The organism is Sphingobacterium sp. UDSM-2020 (genome assembly GCF_016132525.1).
Lineage (GTDB): Bacteria > Bacteroidota > Bacteroidia > Sphingobacteriales > Sphingobacteriaceae > Sphingobacterium > Sphingobacterium anhuiense.
The window spans coordinates 5,914,763-5,934,510 of the sequence record NZ_CP066166.1 but is presented as its reverse complement, the minus strand read 5'-3'; the positions used below and the strand labels follow the sequence as shown (position 1 = coordinate 5,934,510).

20 protein-coding genes and 2 tRNA genes are annotated in these 19,748 nt (G+C 35.0%); 12 read left to right on the top strand and 10 right to left on the bottom strand.

What is annotated here, in order from left to right:
- Nucleotides 1-67: 67 nt before the first annotated feature.
- From JAZ75_RS25200 to JAZ75_RS25180, 5 genes are all read right to left on the bottom strand, one after another.
- Nucleotides 68-856 (bottom strand): DUF4249 domain-containing protein, encoded by a 789-nt coding sequence (locus JAZ75_RS25200; RefSeq protein WP_208699344.1) that lies wholly within the window; start codon nucleotides 854-856, stop codon nucleotides 68-70.
- A gap of 17 nt (nucleotides 857-873) precedes the next feature.
- Nucleotides 874-3,201, bottom strand: coding sequence for a TonB-dependent receptor (locus JAZ75_RS25195; RefSeq protein WP_208699342.1), 2,328 nt, complete (start codon nucleotides 3,199-3,201; stop codon nucleotides 874-876).
- A gap of 264 nt (nucleotides 3,202-3,465) precedes the next feature.
- Nucleotides 3,466-3,538: transfer RNA gene (locus JAZ75_RS25190), tRNA-Lys, on the bottom strand.
- Nucleotides 3,539-3,628: 90 nt separating this feature from the next.
- Nucleotides 3,629-4,324, bottom strand: a complete 696-nt coding sequence (locus tag JAZ75_RS25185) for an SMUG2 DNA glycosylase family protein (protein ID WP_132843173.1) — start codon at nucleotides 4,322-4,324, stop codon at nucleotides 3,629-3,631.
- A 229-nt stretch (nucleotides 4,325-4,553) separates the two neighbouring features.
- The gene (locus JAZ75_RS25180; protein ID WP_208699340.1) at nucleotides 4,554-5,630 is read right to left on the bottom strand and encodes an agmatinase family protein; all 1,077 of its coding nucleotides are present in this window, start codon (nucleotides 5,628-5,630) and stop codon (nucleotides 4,554-4,556) included.
- Nucleotides 5,631-5,779: 149 nt separating this feature from the next.
- Here JAZ75_RS25180 and JAZ75_RS25175 point away from each other — a divergent pair, with 149 nt between their 5' ends.
- A complete protein-coding gene (locus tag JAZ75_RS25175; protein ID WP_021191445.1) occupies nucleotides 5,780-6,214 on the top strand; it encodes an immunity 22 family protein in 435 nt (144 codons plus the stop codon).
- A gap of 194 nt (nucleotides 6,215-6,408) precedes the next feature.
- On the opposite strand, the gene JAZ75_RS25170 is transcribed toward JAZ75_RS25175, so the two are convergent.
- Nucleotides 6,409-6,939, bottom strand: a complete 531-nt coding sequence (locus tag JAZ75_RS25170; protein ID WP_208699338.1) for an NAD(P)H-dependent oxidoreductase — start codon at nucleotides 6,937-6,939, stop codon at nucleotides 6,409-6,411.
- A gap of 99 nt (nucleotides 6,940-7,038) precedes the next feature.
- Between JAZ75_RS25170 and JAZ75_RS25165 the strand changes: the two genes are divergently transcribed.
- Nucleotides 7,039-7,404, top strand: a complete 366-nt coding sequence (locus JAZ75_RS25165; protein ID WP_021191443.1) for a winged helix-turn-helix transcriptional regulator — start codon at nucleotides 7,039-7,041, stop codon at nucleotides 7,402-7,404.
- Nucleotides 7,405-7,608: 204 nt separating this feature from the next.
- On the opposite strand, the gene JAZ75_RS25160 is transcribed toward JAZ75_RS25165, so the two are convergent.
- Nucleotides 7,609-7,684: transfer RNA gene (locus tag JAZ75_RS25160), tRNA-Lys, on the bottom strand.
- A 138-nt stretch (nucleotides 7,685-7,822) separates the two neighbouring features.
- Nucleotides 7,823-8,677, bottom strand: a complete 855-nt coding sequence (prmC, locus tag JAZ75_RS25155; RefSeq protein ID WP_208699336.1) for a peptide chain release factor N(5)-glutamine methyltransferase — start codon at nucleotides 8,675-8,677, stop codon at nucleotides 7,823-7,825.
- A 203-nt stretch (nucleotides 8,678-8,880) separates the two neighbouring features.
- Here prmC and ribD point away from each other — a divergent pair, with 203 nt between their 5' ends.
- Complete coding sequence (gene ribD, locus JAZ75_RS25150) at nucleotides 8,881-9,927, top strand: bifunctional diaminohydroxyphosphoribosylaminopyrimidine deaminase/5-amino-6-(5-phosphoribosylamino)uracil reductase RibD (RefSeq protein WP_208699334.1); 1,047 nt, start codon at nucleotides 8,881-8,883, stop codon at nucleotides 9,925-9,927.
- 29 nt (nucleotides 9,928-9,956) lie between these two features.
- Entirely contained in the window at nucleotides 9,957-11,237 is a 1,281-nt protein-coding gene (locus tag JAZ75_RS25145; protein ID WP_208699332.1) for a DUF2851 family protein, read from the top strand.
- A 1-nt stretch (nucleotide 11,238) separates the two neighbouring features.
- Here JAZ75_RS25145 and JAZ75_RS25140 read toward each other — a convergent pair whose 3' ends face one another.
- Nucleotides 11,239-11,892, bottom strand: coding sequence for an ankyrin repeat domain-containing protein (locus tag JAZ75_RS25140; protein ID WP_021188140.1), 654 nt, complete (start codon nucleotides 11,890-11,892; stop codon nucleotides 11,239-11,241).
- A 358-nt stretch (nucleotides 11,893-12,250) separates the two neighbouring features.
- Between JAZ75_RS25140 and JAZ75_RS25135 the strand changes: the two genes are divergently transcribed.
- The 8 genes from JAZ75_RS25135 (at nucleotide 12,251) to JAZ75_RS25100 (ending at nucleotide 19,040) form a co-directional block, all read left to right on the top strand.
- The gene (locus tag JAZ75_RS25135) at nucleotides 12,251-12,814 is read left to right on the top strand and encodes a UbiX family flavin prenyltransferase (RefSeq protein ID WP_132771829.1); all 564 of its coding nucleotides are present in this window, start codon (nucleotides 12,251-12,253) and stop codon (nucleotides 12,812-12,814) included.
- 234 nt (nucleotides 12,815-13,048) lie between these two features.
- Nucleotides 13,049-14,317 carry a dihydroorotase gene (locus JAZ75_RS25130; protein WP_132843185.1) on the top strand — a complete coding sequence of 423 codons (1,269 nt, stop codon included), beginning with the start codon at nucleotides 13,049-13,051 and terminating at the stop codon, nucleotides 14,315-14,317.
- Between the two features lie 2 nt (nucleotides 14,318-14,319).
- A complete protein-coding gene (locus JAZ75_RS25125) occupies nucleotides 14,320-14,994 on the top strand; it encodes a hypothetical protein (RefSeq protein ID WP_021188139.1) in 675 nt (224 codons plus the stop codon).
- Entirely contained in the window at nucleotides 14,994-15,590 is a 597-nt protein-coding gene (locus JAZ75_RS25120) for a DUF4199 domain-containing protein (RefSeq protein ID WP_208699331.1), read from the top strand. The genes JAZ75_RS25125 and JAZ75_RS25120 overlap by 1 nt, the downstream gene beginning before the upstream one ends.
- A 100-nt stretch (nucleotides 15,591-15,690) precedes the next feature.
- Complete coding sequence (locus tag JAZ75_RS25115; protein ID WP_208702608.1) at nucleotides 15,691-16,641, top strand: glycosyltransferase family 2 protein; 951 nt, start codon at nucleotides 15,691-15,693, stop codon at nucleotides 16,639-16,641.
- Between the two features lie 9 nt (nucleotides 16,642-16,650).
- Complete coding sequence (locus tag JAZ75_RS25110; protein WP_132843188.1) at nucleotides 16,651-17,778, top strand: glycosyltransferase; 1,128 nt, start codon at nucleotides 16,651-16,653, stop codon at nucleotides 17,776-17,778.
- Between the two features lie 228 nt (nucleotides 17,779-18,006).
- A complete protein-coding gene (locus tag JAZ75_RS25105; RefSeq protein ID WP_021188135.1) occupies nucleotides 18,007-18,279 on the top strand; it encodes a hypothetical protein in 273 nt (90 codons plus the stop codon).
- On the top strand, nucleotides 18,276-19,040 hold the full coding sequence (locus JAZ75_RS25100) for an MBL fold metallo-hydrolase (protein WP_208699329.1): 765 nt from the start codon (nucleotides 18,276-18,278) through the stop codon (nucleotides 19,038-19,040). Before JAZ75_RS25105 ends, JAZ75_RS25100 begins: the two co-directional genes overlap by 4 nt.
- 10 nt (nucleotides 19,041-19,050) lie before the next feature.
- Here the strand turns inward: JAZ75_RS25100 and JAZ75_RS25095 are convergent, their stop codons facing one another.
- Nucleotides 19,051-19,740 (bottom strand): 2-C-methyl-D-erythritol 4-phosphate cytidylyltransferase, encoded by a 690-nt coding sequence (locus JAZ75_RS25095; protein ID WP_208699327.1) that lies wholly within the window; start codon nucleotides 19,738-19,740, stop codon nucleotides 19,051-19,053.
- Between the last annotated feature and the right edge of the window lie 8 nt (nucleotides 19,741-19,748).

Here is a 19,748-nt window from a genome sequence, read left to right as displayed (position 1 = left end):
GATGAAATAATGCAAAGGAACCATATGTTTTCAACGATATGGTTCCTTTGTAATGATGGAGTTGACATTAATTAACAACTATACTTTTGCTTGATATAGTTTGGGCGCTGAAGTAGCCAAATACACTTGGACTTATATTAGTTGGTGGGTTACTGGGGGCAATGCCACCTCCTGAAGACTGTTGCATGAGGCTATACCAGTAATTATAGATCGATTTATCAATGCAAAGCATTTCAACACGAATTTGATCTCCTGGATATATCTCCTCATCATCACTTGGTCTTAATGTGATACTAACCGGATTACCGTTGTTAAAATCGTCATTTAGGGCATATACATCTTTAATCTGTTTATTGTTAACAAATAGAATAAAACGATATTGGTTAGCGTCATCTTTAGGATCGCGGTAAAATACTTTTATATTGCGGGTATCTTTGTCTCCAAGTTTTGGCTTTTCAGCTATAATAGAATCTAGCAGAACCACTTGAGGCATTTTAGATTTTGCAGTAAATTTACTCTCATTTACTTGAATATCCATGCTATAGCTTCTTCCGGATTGTCCAGTAAAATCTTTTGCTACATAAGTTCCCGGTATAGTTTCTTGAAATACATATTCTTTTTCTTCATCATCATAGACGATTACTTTAGCGCCTTTTACTGAAGGGTAATCATTGCCTGCGGAAAAAGATACGTTGCGAGTCAGCTTTATTTCTTGCTGTGAACTTGTATTGTTAATACTTGCTTCAATAACAAGCTTTCCTATTTCGTCATTTACTTGAATATCAATTACTTTTTCGCATGACTGTGCTAAGATAAATAGCACTAGCAACAGGATGTAAAATATAGTTTTTTTCATGTTTTGTGATTTTCAGATTAAAATTTAAAATTCCAGGTAATGGAAGGAATCGGTACTCCAAATATGCTGGTTTGAACTGCTTCAGTTGCATTAGGAATTTTTTTACTATCTCTAAACGCTATTCGATATGGATCTTTATTAGCGTACACATTATAAATACCAAAGGTCCAGCTGGACTGAAAATATTTACCAGGTGCTCCCTCGAAAGTCGCTGCTAAATCTAAACGATGAGTGGCTGGCTGGCGATAAGCATTTCTTTGTGAATAAGAGAAAGTTGTGTTACCTCCAATATTATATTTGCCAGTAGGATAGGTTGCAGCTTTACCTGTTCCATAAACGAAATTGCTCGAAAATGTCCATTTTTCGTTGTATTTGTAAATAGCAACTAGAGATAAATCGTGTGTGCGGTCGTGTGTTGCTGGGTAATATTTTCTGTCATTTATCCCTTCAAATTTACGTTCCGTTTTAGATAGGGTATAGCCAAGCCATCCGTTAAATTTTCCATATCTTTTCTTGAGGAATAACTCAGTACCATAGGCCCTGCCAACACCGTAAAGGAGTTGTGATTCAACATCCTGATTGACTAGTAATTGTGCTGCATCTTTGTAATCGATCTGATTTTGTAAATGTTTATAATATAGCTCAACTGATAATTCGTATGTATTGTCTTTGAAATTTCTAAAATATCCAGTAGAAATCTGATCTGCGATTTCTGGTTTGATATTTTTGCTGCTCATGACATATAAATCTGTAGGACTAGCGCTCGTTGAGTTTGTTAAAAGGTGAATGTTTTGTGTATTTCTATTATATGAGGCCTTGATTGATTGCTGATCGTCAAACATATAGCTTACGCTAAATCGAGGTTCTAAATTTAAATAATTTTGAACAACTTCGCCTGTCTTATACTTTTCTGATATTAACGTATTGCCTAACATATCATATTTGCTGAATGTTCCAGGACCGACGAGTAGCATTGAACTTAGACGTAGACCGTATATCATGCTTAATTTGTCGTTAACCTTCCACTCATCGCTTAGGTACGCTGCCATTTCATAACCATACCGATGTTCAACATGCTTGTTATTAAAACTTGAACTCGCTGTGGTAGTAATATCTCCAGGCGAGATATCGTGTCTTATTGCTTGGATTCCAAATCTTAACGTATGATTGTAACTTGCATAATAATTGAAATCTTGTTTAAAATTTAAGTCGGTAATTTTTGAAGTCGCTTTAAAGCCATCAGCTCGATCGAGTCCTTCAATGACATAGTTGTATTTGCTGTAGATGAATGAAGTGTTTGAAAATAATTTACTATTGAAAACGTGATTAAATCTTACTGTACCTGTTGCATTTCCCCAATTAGTGCCAAAAATGTCCTGAAGACCCAATACATCCTTGCCAAAATAGCCTGAAAGGTAAATTGCGTTATTATCGTTGAATCTGTAGTTTGCTTTTGCGTTAACGTCATAAAAAAATAAAGTACTTTTATTTATTGTGGTATCTGATGAAGCTTTCAGGAACAGGTCCGCATAAGTACGACGGGCAGAAATCATAAACGAACCTTTATCCTTCATGATAGGTCCTTCAACTTTAATGCGGGAGGCAATCATCCCTATACCGCCTTGAACAGTTATTTTTTTATTATTCCCTTCATTCATTTTTATGTCTAAGACAGACGATAATCTTCCGCCATATTCAGCAGGCATACCACCTTTGTAGATACTCACATCTTTGATCGCATCTGAATTGAATGTTGAAAAGAAACCTAATAGATGAGAAGCGTTGTAAACAGTAGCTTCATCTAATAGAATTAAATTTTGATCCGAACCTCCACCCCGTACATAAAAACCAGTATTTCCTTCTCCGGAACTTTTTATTCCCGGCATGAGTGTGATGCTTTTTAACACATCTTGTTCACCTAGAACGACAGGTAGTTGATTAATTTGCTTCATATTGAGCTTTTCAATACCCATTTGCGGAGAAGAAATATTTTTGTTGTTTTTTCTGCTTGTAGATATGACTACCTCTTCAAGCATTGCTTGTGATTGCAATGCGATATTTATAACAAAATTTTTATCAACGGTGATGGTATCTGTGTAGGTCTTATAGCCAATGTAAGAACTTATCAGTACATAACGTCCTTCCGTCGCACCAATTGAGTAAAAACCATATGAATTACTTAAACTGCCGGACTGCGGTAATTCCTGAAGTTTAACCGAAGCACCAATTAGTGTTTCGCCGGTTGATATATCTGTTATAGTTCCTGATATGTTGTATCGCTTTTGAGCAATACCTATATGGGTGATTGATACTAAAAATAATAGAAAAGATAGTGGTTTTAACATATTTCAAATTTTCTACGAAAGTAGAGGTTTGGGACAATGAAATATTTACTATTATAGGAACGCTGGTAGATATTATAGGAACATGCGATTTTGAGTGCTTTTTTAGAATATCGTATTGATATGATGGGTGTCTTGATCCCGCTGGGATTAATACATCGGATAATCATCTAGCGCATGTACGCAATGAAAAGCAGCAACCATCCCAACGCTTCTATTCGGATCCAGGAAAAATAAAAAAAGCCTCACATTTGTGAAGCTTTTTTGTGATCCCGCTGGGATTCGAACCCAGGACCCATACATTAAAAGTGTATTGCTCTACCAGCTGAGCTACGGAATCCTTTCTTAATTGGAAGTGTATCCCTTTTTGAAAGTGATGCAAAGATAGAGTTTCTAGTACTATACTCCAAATAAAATTTATACTTTACTTCTAAGTCCCTAGTACACCGATATATTTATTTATATAATGCTCTTTTTCTCGTGATTTATATTGTTGGATGTAGCGTGGGTGATCTAGAATCGTCAAATTCTCGAACAAATGTTCCTCTTTATTTATTTTTTCAATAAATGTTGCATTCTTTTTTCCCAATACAAATACGTTAGTTGTTTCCAGGCCTAAGCTTATGTGTTTTTTTAGAGATTCGATCATAAATGGCTTAACCATTGCAAACAAGTTTCTATCATCATAATAGTTTGCATTGATCCATTTGTTTTCCTTTGTTCTGCGGACAATGGCTAATGGGAAAGGTGAATTGATGTAAAATTGTCGATAAAAAGTTTGTGTACCACCAAATTCCTTAATCATGTCATAAAGAAAAACGGAAGATATTTCATGAGTATGTGCAGATTTCATGGGGATACCACAGATGTGTTCTAACCTTTTGGTGTCTGTAAATGGTACGCCTGTGACCCCTGCGCCGTGACGGCTAGGATTGATTCCTATAATGAATTTTCTAGGAGCAGTGTCGTCGTAATACTTGTTGTAAAACTTTTCCATAACGATTAAGGTCTCCGGGTTTTCAAAGTAAGGATTTAATACCCGAAAGTCATCTGGAAGATTTCCTGAGTAATGTAATTGCTTATTAAACTCAATTATTTGTGTTGCTATAGTCTTGGCGTTGTCCATACCTTGATTTTAATATTCTATTTATTTACAAATTAATTATTTTCTGAGATATGACGTATACAAATACTGACCTATCACTATTTAATAACAACAAAAGCCAATCGAAAGATTGGCTTTTGTGTTTTCTGGTAAATGCAATTATGTAAAATGTCTACTGCTCTAATTATATTTGAACATTATTTAAGTAGATAATGATCTATTTAAATATCGTTAGTACATGCAGTTTGCATTAAAAATTGATTTTCGATCCTACAGCAAGTTTGTTATTTTTTGCAAATACGCCACATAAATGAAATAGAAGTCTAGCACCTACGTTACCATCCCAGTCGTCTTCTCCGGGAGCAACTTCAACTAAATCAATACCAATAATGTTTTTATCGCTATTAGCCAATCGACTTAACAAGTAAGTTGCTTGTTCATAAGACAGTCCCCCAGGTACCGGAGTTCCGGTGTTTGGACAGTACCAACGCTGTAAAGCATCAATATCAAAACTGACCGCTACATTTTCCGGTAATTGTGCTAGAATTTCATCACATTGATCTTTCCAGATTTTTCCTTCAAAGCTATTTGCTTTTAGATCTGTGTCAGTAAATACTTTTACTTTATTTGAAGTTTGGACTGCTTCCAATTCTCCTTCACTAAAATCGCGAATACCAACCTGAACGATTTTTTCCAATTGTGGAAGTTTGATCGCGTTGAACATAATTGATGCGTGAGAGTAGGTAAAACCTTCATAAGCATTACGTAAATCCATGTGCGCATCGAAATGTAAAATTCCAAATGAATCATGGTTTTCAGCTAAAGCTTCATAATATCCCAAAGGAGTAGAATGGTCTCCGCCTAAAAGAATTACTTTCTTACCTTTATTCATCCAATACAATGAGCGTTCTTTTACTTCGTCATTGAACTGTTTGGAAGCTTTGTTTATTTCTTCTAAATATCCTCTTAGTGTAGCGTCATTTTCAATATCTTCACCATTTTCTAGCGCTTCTATAATAGGTTGCGCTAAACTTTTATATTTTTCACTGTTTTCCGACCAGTGCGAAGGAGTTTCATCCATGAAAATTCCTAATTTCCATAAATCCGGAAATTCCTGGTGCAGTAAATCAACCTGAAATGAGGCGTTTAAAATAGCATCAGGACCATTACTGGCACCGCTTCCATAACTTACAGTTACTTCCCAAGGTGCGGGTACAACAATAATATCACTTTCTTCAGCTGTAAAGGGAAGCCCGTATATGCTGGAATCTGGTAAGCCAGGTTGTGATGGATCGAAATTTTCAATTTTTGTTTGCTTTGTCGACATGTTATGAATCACTAGTTGAACTGCAAATATAAAAAAACTTACCTGCGTTAAAAAGGATATCTTGAGCCATGGTAGGGAGGGTAAATGAACAAATAAAGGTTCGGGAATTTAGGCTATCTTTACAGTCTACTAAAAGTATAAGAAATAAAATGGCAGAACAACGTATCCATATTTGGACAGGGACATCAAATAAAACGGAAGAACAATTTTATAAATATTTTGACCAAAGCAAATTTATTAAGGATTATAATCGATTTAAAACGGATGAAACCTATGCGAGAAATGCACCTGACTTTAATCTCCGTTCACAGTTTAGCAAAGCAATTGACAAACAGTATGATTATGATGTAGATTGGATCACTGTTTACTTTAGTCGCAAAAAAATGAGTATTCAAGCTGCTATAGAAGAACTGCCTATATGGAATGATCAAACAGAAGTAGCAATCTATCAGGCATGTGTTGATAAAGGAATTTCAAATGTGAATGCCATATTATGTTATGCTGATGCCGAATTGATCATAGACAAACCAATTGGAAATTACAACGATATGATCTATATAGGTTGTTTTAATATTCCGGCTTAGTATATCCTAACAAATCAGTACGTAATTAAGGTGATGCTTCGTTCGAATTCTCATATCGATTCCATAAAAGGAGCTAATGTAACATGTGCTCCTTTTATGGAATCGGCAGCGAGCGAATTTAAGTTCTTTTTGAAAAAATCCAATAATTATAACCAATGGAAAGACAGTGTCTATTTATTTGTCTGACCAGTATGTTATAGATTATTCATGAAATCTATATATTGGGTAACACTTTTTTCAATCCATTCCTCTGAACTGTCTTGTTCTAGGCCATAATAAGCAAAGAATGGTTGATAATCGGCTTTTATATATTCAAAAGTTAATTCAAAATTTCGGGTCAGTTCCTTTATTGTGTATTTATACTTTCCGTTAGCAGCGTACTCTTCCTCATCTATGCCGATCGACATTGCTAGAGCAATCTTTTTTCCTGAGACTTTGTAGCCACTCTTGCTTCCGTATGCCCATCCATAAGTAAAAACCTCATCTAGCCATTTTTTTAATAACGGAGGGCAATTAAACCAATAAAACGGAAATTGAAATACAATTTTATCATACTGCTCTATCAATTTCTGTTCTGCTACAAAATCAATCTTTTCATCTGAATAGATGGCATGTAATTGATGGATGTGATATTGCTTAGGATGCTTGTTTAATTCCTCCATCCATCTTTTATTGATTATGGAATTTTCTGCATCGGGATGAATAACAATTACTAATGTTTTCATATGTCTTTTAATTTTAAAATTCTCATACAAAAGTAATTGATGAAGCATAAATTTTGTAGGTTAGATGCTAATTGTGGGATACTATAAAAAAAGTAAGTAATGACAAAAATAAAAGAAACTTCAACAAACTTTGCAAATAAGCAGGCTTTAGCCAATGAATGTTTGGAGGTTTATGCTTCTAACATAATTGGCGGTCAGTGGTCGCTGGCGATCTGCTGCTATCTAATTAACGGAAAACACCGATTTGGAGAATTGAAAAAATGTTTACCAAACATTACCGAGCGTATGCTGACCTTACAACTACGTAAGTTGGAGGAAAATAAAATTGTGAAACGAACGGTATACGCTGAAGTCCCTCCGCGCGTTGAATATGAATTAACTTCAATCGGAAATGAATTGAAACTTATTATTGAAGAACTTGGAAAGTGGGGTGAAAAACATAAAGCTGAGGCAATACAGGACTGAATATTTTAGGTACAGTATAATGTGGGGTTTTATCTAGGGAAAAGTTGTTGGTAATTTGTTGTAAATTCTCAATGGTAGAAATGCAATTGGAGCAGTTTTACAATTATCGTATAATATCTTTAACATCCAGTACATGGTATCGATCCGAATGGTGCTATTGAAATCCAGTAATAACAAAAAAGCTTCACATTTCTGTGAAGCTTTTGGTGATCCCGCTGGGATTCGAACCCAGGACCCATACATTAAAAGTGTATTGCTCTACCAGCTGAGCTACGGAATCCTTTCTTTTTTGAAGAAATTTCGTTTTTGAAAGTGATGCAAAGGTAGAAAAAAAGACGATATGTGCCAACTTTTAAGTTAAATATTCTTAAATTATTTTGTTACTATTTGGTAATGAAATGATTAAATTTTTATCACCTTATTTTTTAGCATGTATCATCCTTGGATTTTGTTGCATATCATGATGTAATATCACTGTTTTAAACCCCTTTTTTTGTAACATATCGACTGTTTCATCCCCATAATACTGATTAATTTCAAAATATAAGTCACCTTCAGCTGTTAAATGCTTCAGGGCAAAAGAAGCTATAGTCTCATAAAATAATAAAGGAGCAGTTTCTTCTACAAAAAGAGCTAAATGCGGCTCGAATTCTAATACATTTGGATGCATTTCCTCTTTTTCTTTTGGTGTAATATAGGGAGGATTACTGACGATAATATCATATTGCTGGGATTGAAAGATATATTCCCATTCTAGGATATCTGCATTCACAAAATTTATTGGCGCATCTAAACGGAGTGCGTTGCGTCTGGCTGTGGCAATAGCTTCTTTAGAAATATCCAATGCTGAAATATGGGCTTCCGGCAAATGCTTTTTAAGTGAAATCGGTATGCAACCGGATCCGGTTCCAATATCGATAATACGTAACGGTAGCTGATCCCGATGATTGCGGATGATCAGATCAACTAATTCCTCTGTCTCTGACCGCGGAATTAGAACAAAAGGATTGACTTCAAAAACTTCTCCAAAAAAATCAGCTTTTTTTAAGATGTGTTGTATAGGTTTCTGTTTCAGCAGATCTTTTAAAATATTTGAAATCCGACTGCTTTGTTCTTCTGATAATGGCAGTTCTTTGTTCAGACTGTACTGCATCTTGGAAAGTCCTAAAACATCTTCAATAACTATATAGAAGATGTTTTTGATTTCTTCTGCGTCATAAAATTTAGCTAGATCTTTTTGGAATAAGCTGTCGTAGGTTTGTAATTTTTCCATTGGTCAAACTTAGATAAATTTGTTTTATTTACAATTATTATTGCCTCAGATATTAAACAATTTATTTGTTGAAGTCATTTTTATTGGAACTTACCTTATTAAATAAGATGAATCTCTCCTCTAGTATTCAGAACTATTGGATAGTCTAAATTTACAATATTGCTCGTATTTTAAGTTATAGTATTGTTTTGATACTTTTGTATATGAATATGCAAGAAAGCTACATGCGTAGATGCCTGGAACTGGCCGCTTTGGGAGCAGGTACTACAAGTCCTAATCCAATGGTGGGTGCCGTTATTGTTTGTGATGATCAAATTATTGGAGAAGGATTTACATCACCTTATGGTGGAGCTCATGCCGAAGTTAATGCTATTCAGCAGGTATTGGACCATTTTGGGGATGATGCCGCAGCTAAATTAAGACAGTCAATTTTTTATGTTAGTCTTGAACCTTGTGCACATTATGGTAAGACACCACCATGTGCAAATCTTATTGCGAGATACAAGCCTAAAAAAGTATATATAGCATGTTTAGATCCATTCGCAAAAGTGAACGGTAAGGGTGCAGAGATTTTAAAAAATGCAGGAATAGCTATTGAGATCGGACTATTAGAACAGGAGGCTTTGTGGTTAAATCGCAGATTTTTGACACGTGTTCAAAAAAATCGCCCTTATGTTATTCTCAAATGGGCAGAAAGTGCAGACGGATATCTTGGAAAAGAAGGGGAGCAAGTGTGGATTAGTAATGGGGCGAGTAAGCAGTTGGTTCATAAATGGCGAGCTGAGGAAGATGCAATTTTAGTGGGCGCTAAAACTGCATTGGTTGATAATCCTAGCTTGACCGTACGTGAGTGGAATGGAAAAAATCCGAAACGTATATTGATAGATAAATTACTTTCTGTTCCTGCTGAAGCTGCTATTTTTAACGATGAAGCTGAAACCATTATTTTTAATGCTGTGACGACGGAATGGTCTGGTCATAATAAGTATATCGAATTGGAAAATTATGATTGGTATCTTCCTCAAAATATTTTGTATCAATTGTATTTAATGGATGTGCAATCTATTATTATTGAGGGTGGAGCAAAGACATTGTCCCTATTTATTGAAGCTAATTTGTGGGATGAGGCTAGGGTTTTTAAAAGTAAACGTACTTTGGATGGCGGGATAAAAGCCCCGCAGGTAAAAGGTGAATTGAAAGAAATTATGAAAATTTCGGATGATCAATTGGAAATTATCGTAAATATATAAACTTTAAATTATTTGATTATCTTTAGGTTATGGCTATTCCTGAAGATCTTTTGCAATTCATATGGAGGTTGCGTCTGTATCACACAGATCAATTAAAAACCGTTAATGGCGAATCCATCCAAGTTTTACATGTAGGTGAACATAATGACAATGCGGGACCAGATTTCTTGTTTTCAAAAATCCGTATCGGAAGTGAGTTGTGGACAGGTAATGTGGAGATTCATGTCAGATCATCTGATTGGTTTCTACATGGACATCAAAAAGATGCAAAATATGCAAATGTAATTTTACATGTTGTGTGGGATCATGATCAAGAAGTGATTCATGAAGATGGCTCCCTTGTGCCAACACTCAGACTGTCGGATTATGTTTCTGAAGAATTACTGAAGCAATATCAGCGTTTAATGGATGGGCAACGTTGGATTCCATGTGAAAGTCAGATACTTCATTTAGATAGTTTTAAAGTGGAGAGCTGGGTAGAGCGTATGGCAGTAGAAAGAATGGAAGATAAGTCAAGATTGATACTTGAATTACTACAAAAATTTGATGGAGATTGGGAGAAAATATTTTTTATATGGCTGTTTCGAAGTTTCGGATTTAAAGTAAATGCAGACGCTTTTCAGGCTTTAGGCGAGCAATTGTCAAATTTATTATTGCTGAAATATAGGACAGATATCAGTAAATTGGAAGCTATGATTTTTGGTCAGGCGGGTTTTTTAAATTCTACTTTTGACGAAGCATATCCTCTACAATTACAGAAGGAATATCTTTATCTTAAAAAAGCCTATTCCTTAAAAGAAACTCATTTTCCACTGCTTTTTTCACGGATGCGACCTCACAATTTTCCCACTATTCGAATAGCTCAATTAGCCAGTTTGTTACAAAATGAAAGTGTTCGTCTACAAGGAATCTTAGCGATTGAAAATTTAAGTGAATTTAGATCGCTACTTAATAATATAAGGGTTACTCATTACTGGAAGACTCATTTTAGTTTTGCGAAGCAATCCTTAGCGACTAGTGATCATAGTTTAAGTGAAATGAGTCAAAATAGCTTGATTATTAATGCATTTATTGCATTAACATTTTCTTATGGGGCTTACTTTAAGCTGGAAGATTTGAAAGAAAAGGCAATGCGATGGCTAGAAGAATTACCAACTGAAAGAAATAATATTATTCAAAAATTTGAAGATATAGGGGTTAATGCGTGGCATGCGGCACATTCACAAGGTTTGTTGCATATAAAAAGGAAGTATTGCGATTCAAAACAATGCTTACGTTGTGGGATTGGCTTAGAATTGCTCCGGCGTTAGTTTACATATCCTTAAGTATTGTTGCAATATCACTGTAGCCTTTTGAGGCAGCGAGATCTGATGCTGTTTTGTTATTGGAGTTCTTTAATTCAATAATAGCTCCATGTTCAAGGAGTAAAACGATAATTTCAATATTTCCTTGTTGTGCTGCTAAATGCAATGGGGTAAGACCTGTTTGCTGTCTGTTGTTAACATTTGCTCCAGCTTCAATAAGTAGCTTTGTAATTGCCGTGTTTTTATTTAGAAGAGCAATGTGAAGCGGGTAGAGATGTTCCTCATTTTGGGTAGGGATATCAGGATTGGCTTTATGTGCAAGTAATAGACGAACAACATCTTCTTTATTAAAATGGGTCGCTAAAGCGAGGGCAGAATAACCATGTGTGGAGACCTCATTAACCACTGAAGGTAACTGTTTAATCATCGCTTCAATATAATTATCCAAGCCGGCAGCCACTGCTTCATGAATATTTAAGCCTTGATTGTGCTGAAGAAGAACGCGGATGATTTGAGGTTTATGAAAATAGCAAGCTAGTAATAAAGGCGAAATGCCGTGACTTGTTTCTTCTAAGATTAAGGCTGGGTTGCTTGTTAAAAGCAAATCTAAATCTCTACTATTTCCAGATTCGATGTATTGTTCTAATATACTTAAACTCATTTTCTAGTATTATACGATCTTAACGGTAACTAAAATAGAAAAAAAAAGTGATGAAAATCTGGATTTATAAAAGAAATGTACAGATTATTTTTTATTAATAATCATTGGTTGTGCATGTAGATAACCTTGTTAAGTTTTAATTTATCAGGCTTTTAGGTAATAAATAAGGTGTTTTTAATTATTTTTAGGAATATAGTTGTAACAATTATTCTTTTTTTTAAAAAATCCTTTAAAATATTCACACTTATGGTATATTTGTATACGCCCCTCCCAAGGGTTTGTTTTTCATAGGTAGATGTAGGGTCGAATATTCCTTATTCGACCCTTTTTTATAGCTTTGTTTTATTAAAAGGAAATTATGTCTAGAAAAATTGTAGTAGCAATAACAGGAGCAAGTGGTTCCATCTATGCTAAGGTTCTGCTAAATCGACTGATGGAATTAAAAGATCAGATCAGTGAAGTGGGAGTAGTAATGTCTGACAATGCCAAAGTTGTGTGGCAGGAGGAGTTGCAAAATAAAGATTATGAACAATTCCCTTTCCAGTTTTACAGTAAAAATGATTTTTTTGCGCCATTTGCTTCGGGATCTGCACGATTTGACACGATGATTATCTGTCCTTGTTCAATGGGGACTTTAGCACGTATCGCGCATGGTATCTCTTCTGATTTAACAACAAGGGCAGCTGATGTCATATTGAAAGAACGTAGAAAATTAATTTTAGTAACTAGAGAAACACCTTTAAGTCATATTCATATTCAAAATATGAAAGTTGTTACTGATGCAGGTGGTATTATCTGCCCGGCATCACCGTCGTTTTACAGTTTGCCAAAAACTTTTGATGAATTGGCAGGTACAGTCGTGGATCGGGTGTTGAGTCTGGCTGGTTTTAATTTTAATCATTATCAGTGGGGAACAGAATAGCGATAGCTACGTGAATATTTTCTAAAATTCAATGGAGAATCGATAGTATTTTGTAACTTTGTTTTTTGAAATGAAGCAGTCTAAAGCTACACGTATTAAAAATAATCCTTCCTCTAATTTTCAAAGAGAAAACTCGCTATTTTTATTGAATTCTACTAAGGAAAGAGTATTAGTGTGCTTTAAAACTGCGCGTACTTACTATTCAAATCCAATAAATTTCAACTTCTTAAGCATATGAAAAGCGTATTAATTACTTCTGTCAAAGTGGTTTTGCCGGGAAATGAATTTGATCAACAGGTGGTTGATGTATTCATTGAAAAAGGAAAGATTTCCAAAATTGCAAATTCCATTGAAGTCGCTGATAAAAATATAGAAATATTCGATGGTTCAGGAAATATCCTTTCTATAGGTTTCTTTGACCTAAATGCTAATTTTGGTGAGCCAGGTTTGGAAACCAAAGAAGATATTACTTCTGGATCGGCAGCTGCCGCCGCTGGAGGGTACACTGCTGTTGCTGTGATGCCCAATACGCAACCGGCAATCCAAAGCAGGGCTGAAGTCGCTTTAATTGTCAATATTGCAAAAGGTAATTTGGTAGATATTTTACCGATCGGAGCAGTGAGTAAAAATCGCGAAGGCCATGAAATGGCTGAGTTGTATGATATGAAACAGACTGGTGCCATTGCTTTTAGTGATGGCAATAAAAGTATGCAGCATGCTGGTTTAATGAGCCGTGCATTATTATATGCGCGCGGATTTGGAGGCTTAATCATTGCTCATCCAGAAGATGCTTCAATGGCGGGAGGTAATAAAATGAACGAAGGGGTGATGAGTACTTATTTAGGTATGAAAGGTATTCCTAATCTTGCAGAGTCTTTGATGGTTTCTCGTGACCTTTATCTAGCTGAATATGCCGAGTCACCTATTCACTTTACTACGATAAGTACAGCCGAAGCGGTAGATTTGATAAAAAAGGCAAAAGCAAAAGGAATTCAGGTTACCTGTGATGTTGCCGCACATCAATTGGTTTTTACTGATGATGAAATTGTTGATTTTGATAGTAATTATAAAGTAAGTCCCCCGTTGCGTACCAAATCCGATGCAAAAGCGTTAATAAAAGGATTGAAGGATGGTGTTATTGATGCTGTTGTTTCACAACATACTCCGCATGAAATTGAATTTAAAAATGTTGAATTTCATATCGCAAAAAATGGTATAATTGGTTTACAGACTGTTTTACCTCTTTTAATCAAAGCAGGATTAAACGAACAACAGATAGTTGAAAAATTAGCTGTAAATTCACGACGGGTAGTTGGATTAACTTTGCCTGAAATAAAAGAGGGTGAAGTGGCCAATTTGGTGCTATTCAGTATGAATGAAAATTGGATTTTTGATCAAGAATCAAACAGATCCAAATCTAGAAATAGTCCTTTGTTCGGAAAAGAGTTAAAAGGGAAAGTTAAATTAGTGATCAATAATGGTCAAATCATAAAAAATGCTTAATAATGGAAGCGAATATTAAAGCGGCTGTTGCTGCAGGGATTAATACCTACGGTAGAGTAGATAACATCGAAACAAAATCAGAATTTTTAACAAAAGTTGAGCATGTTTTTGATACCGATGGAAAATATATCGATAAATTGGCTTTATTGGATGAAGCTTTTGATGACTATCCACTATTTGATGAGTTAAGAGAAGTATATGTCGATCTGTTATTGATGAACTTTTTTTCTATTGATATTCAAAAATTAGAAGAAGATTATTTGGAGTCTGAAGAATGGGAGAAAATCGAAGATGAAACAATAGATCGCGGTACAGAACTATTGAATATATTTTTATACTTACGTGAATGTAAAGATGATGAGATTGATCCTGATTTAGATGATTACTTGAAGGAGTTTTTATTGGTTGATGAAGATGAGTTTCAAGATGAGCATGAGATTTATGAAGATATCATTGCCAATCAAATTTTAGTAGAAAGTACATATGCAGAAATTGCAAAAACTGCAAAAACAATCAATCCATCAAGTGAGGTTTATGAGCTATTTTATGCAATCATAAGTTTCTTCAGTGAGATTAACCCTAAAGATGCGCAGTTTGAAGAGTATGAATCTCACAGTGAAAACAAAGCTTTCGATGCAGCTCTTTATCAAATTATTACTAACTTTTACAAGGGCTAATGGAAGTTGGTGTTGACAAAAATAGTAAGATTACAAGTATCCTATATGGTGTTGGCTTAGGGGTGATTTCATTTTTCTTAGGATTATGTTCCATTTATGTAGTAAAGCCGTTAGAAGGATCAGCCTTATTGCAGTACAGCAATCCATTTTTTAATTTTATTTTATTTTTAGGTGTGACGGTTTTAATAACCTTTGCGCTACGAAAAAAAATGGGAGGTATCTGGGACTTTAGTAAGGCGTTGAAATGTATTTACATCATGCTTGTAATTAATCATTTAGTCGCTTCAGTAAGTACCTTTACCTATTTAAAATATGTAGAACCAACTCTTCAGGAAGAAAATTTTCATGTAATGATGAATGCTCGGATTGAAAGTATGGAAAGAAGTACAGGTTTTGCCAGTGAAGAAGAAAAGCAAAAAACAATAGATGTAAGCATTGAACAAATGGAGAAAGATAATGAATCGGTTGCAAACATGACTGTGGGCGCTCGTGCAAAAGGTTTTATTATCACCTTACTTCCTTATTTTTTGTTTGCCCTAATGTTAGCCGCTTTGACAAAAAATGGTCAAAAAGCTAGCAGTAATCCTGCTGTTTAAAAGAATAAATTTAAAAAAATCATTACGTTAAGGTGTTGTCAGAATGACGATACCTTAACTTGTTTATAAAGCAAATATATTGACAATGATCAACGTACATATGGATATTTCAGTTGTTGTTCCCCTTCTTAATGAAGAAGAATCTTTACCAGAGCTAACCTCATGGATAGACCGTGTGATGGCTAAACACCAGTTTTCTTATGAAATTATTTTAGTTGATGACGGAAGCAAGGATAAATCATGGGCTATAATTGAAGAATTAAAAAAGAGCAATAACAATATTTCAGCAATAAAATTTAGACGTAATTACGGTAAATCTGCTGCTTTAAATGTTGGCTTTGCAGCAGCTCAAGGTGATGTGGTAATTACAATGGATGCCGATTTACAGGATAGTCCTGACGAAATTCCGGAATTGTATGATCGTATAATGAATAAAGGGGCAGATCTAGTTTCTGGATGGAAACAGAAACGCTATGATCCACTTACAAAGACATTACCTACTAAACTGTTCAATGCTGTGACAAGAGGTATGTCGGGAATTAATAATTTGCATGATTTTAATTGTGGATTGAAAGCATATCGTAAAGATGTTGTTAAAAACATTGAAGTGTATGGAGAAATGCATCGTTACATTCCTGTTATAGCGAAATGGGCAGGTTTTACCAATATTCAAGAACAGGTTGTACAGCATTATCCAAGAAAATACGGTACAACCAAATTTGGTGCAGGTCGTTTTGTAAAGGGTTTTCTTGATTTATTATCCATATTTTTTGTTGGAAAATTTGCTAAACGTCCTATGCACTTCTTTGGTGTAATGGGTGTAGTGAGTTTTTTAGTAGGTCTTATTATTACTTTATACTTGATCTGTCACAAATTGATGAATATCGCCGCTGGGACACCATTTAGAGATGTCACAGATCAGCCGATGTTTTTTTTATCATTGACAGCGATTATCATTGGTTCACAATTGTTTCTAACCGGTTTTTTGGCAGAATTGGTTTCGAGAAACAGTACAGATCGTAATAATTATCAGATCGAGAAAGTAATATAATTAATAGAAATGCGCATTGTTATCTTAGGATCTGCATATCCATTAAGAGGAGGGGGGATAGCTTCATTTAATGAACGATTGGCCGAGCATTATCAGCAAATGGGACATGAGGTGGATATTTATTCTTTTTCACTCCAGTACCCCAATTTTTTATTTCCTGGTAAATCGCAATTTTCAGATGAGTCCGCACCAAATGGATTACGAATTTTTTCAAAGGTGAATTCTGTCAATCCTTTTAACTGGATCAAAATAGGACTGGAACTAAAGAAAGCAAATTATGATCTCTTAATCGTGCGCTTCTGGATGCCTTTTTTTGGGCCCTGCCTTGGAACGATTCAGAGAATTGTACGTCAAAACAAACACACAAAAGTAGTATGTATTGCTGATAATATCATTCCACATGAACATCGGATTGGAGATCAAATATTAGCGAAATACTTCTTAAATGCTGTTGATGGTTGTGTGACGATGAGTAGAAGTGTTTTGGATGATTTAAAAGAGATCAATTCTAAGATACCTGCAACTTATACACCACATCCTTTATACGATAACTATGGTCCTAGCATTAGTCTAGAACAAGCAAGAGCAGCGCTGAAGATACCAGTGGAAGACAAAGTTGTCTTGTTCTTTGGTTTTATACGCCAGTATAAAGGATTGGATATGCTTTTGGAAGCGTTAGGAAAAGTAGAACTTAAGGAATTAAATGTAAAATTATTGCTAGCTGGAGAGTTTTATGGAGATGAAGATCTTTACCAGTCACTAATTCAAAAGTACGGTTTGCAAGACCGTGTTTATCTCCATACTTCCTTTATTCCGAATGATGAAGTTGGCAAATATTTCTGTGCAGCCGATGTTGTCGTATTACCCTATAGAACTGCGACACAAAGCGGTATTACCCAAGTAGCCTATCACTTTGATCTTCCTATGATCGTTACTCGAGTAGGCGGACTGCCAGAATTGGTGCACGATGGACTCGTTGGTACCGTTGTCGAACCTAATGTAGCGGAAATTGTAAAAGGAATAGCATCTTTTTATGATCAAAATAAAGGAAGTGTCTTTCGTGAAAATATGAAAGAGGAAAAGAAAAAATATAGCTGGGATATCTTTGGTGAAGAAATAATTCGATTGGCGAAATAATCTTTAAAATTTAATGTATAAAGCTTTTCATATACAATTATTTAGGGACTGATTGCTATTTATTTCCAGCCATGTTTATCAGAAAAATCAGAATTTTATAGGTTATCAACAATGATAAAAGTGCATTGCAACCTGTACAATTCCTGTTCAAATAGAGGTAATTGTATTGCAAATCTGAGCAAATTTATCTAAGTTTGAATATAGGCACAAGCATAAATAAGGGAAAAATTGGTAGCATATACACAAGGAAGTTTAGATAAGATCGAAGAACTTTTTAAGGATCAGGGATATAGGGTGAGGTACGAGAAAGGGACTTTTAAGACAGGAGCGTGTGTGTTACAGAGTTCACTTGTAGTTGTCGTGAATAAGTTTTCTAATTTAGAGATGAAAATTCAGTCTTTGATGGCTATTTTAACTGAAATCGACATCGATCAATCACGCGTTAATGAGAAGCACCTTACTATTTATACACAAATTACTAAACTAAAATCAAAACGTTGATAGTCAAATTTTTAGGAACTGGAACTTCTCAGGGTGTACCTGTTATCGCTTGTCAATGTGCTGTTTGTTTATCAAATAGTCATTTTGATAAACGTCTTCGTTCCTCTATTTTGATTAGTTATGACGATAGAAACATTGTCGTAGATACGGGGCCAGATTTTAGATATCAAATGCTACGCGAACATGTGATGCATATGGATGCGGTATTAATGACACATTCACATAAAGATCATATCGCAGGTCTTGATGATGTTAGAGCATTTAATTTTAAGCAACAGTCTTCCATAGATATTTATGGTACAGGTGTTCTTCATGATGCGTTAAGAAGAGAATTTTACTATGCTTTTTCTGGAGTAAAATACCCTGGGATACCGCGTTTAGAATTAGTGGAAATTGAAGCATTAAAACCATTTCATTTGTTTGGAAAGGAAATTCTTCCTTTGGAAGTGATGCATTATCAAATGCCTGTCTTAGGTTTCAGAATAGACGATTTTGCTTATATTACAGATGCAAAGACCGTATCCCATTTAACAAAAGAAAAACTTCAGGGATTGAAAGTTTTAGTTATAAATGCTTTACAAAAAGAAAGCCATGTTTCGCATATGACTTTGGATGAAGCTGTAGCTTTTGCTCAAGAAATAGGAGCTGAACAAACTTATCTAACACATATTGGTCATCGCATGGGGCTACATAAAGATGTTGTAAAGGAACTTCCTGCAAATATTACTTTAGCTTACGATCAACTTGAGATCAGGGTGTAATTATACACTTCTATACTTTTGAGTAGATCTGTGCAATTTCTAAATCCTCAGGATAAGTTATCTTAATGTTTTTATAATCACCAATCACAATATGAATAGGTATACCTAATCTTTCCACAACGGAAGCATCATCTGTAAAAGTCGCCTCTTCATCCTGTTCATAAGCAGTTTCTAGTAAACCTCCTTCAAAAATCTGAGGCGTCTGTACAAGCCAAATATGATTACGATCAATTGCATAGTTGGTATCTGCTGTCGTCATACGAACAGAATCAGTACACGAACGAGCAACGATTACCGCTTTAGAAACCTCCACTTGTTCAAAAGCAAGATCAATTGTATTGGTGGCTATTAAAGGTCTCGCCGCGTCATGCACAGCGATAGCAATTTCCTGTAAATTTAGTTGCTTTTTTTTGATAAATGCAATTCCATTTTTGACCGTCTGAAATCTTGTTTCTCCTCCATAAGTAATATCATGAGGAATAGTAAACTTGTATTCTTGACAAAGAGATTTCCAAAAATACTCCATTGCTGGATCAATCGCTATGATGATATGGGGTTGTTTTGTACTTGTATAGAACTTCTCTATCGTATGCATCAAGACTGGTTTCCCGTTCATCAATAGATATTGTTTCGGTAAATCTGACTGCATACGACTACCTTTGCCAGCCGCAACTATTAAAACAAAGCTTTGATCGATCATGAGTTATG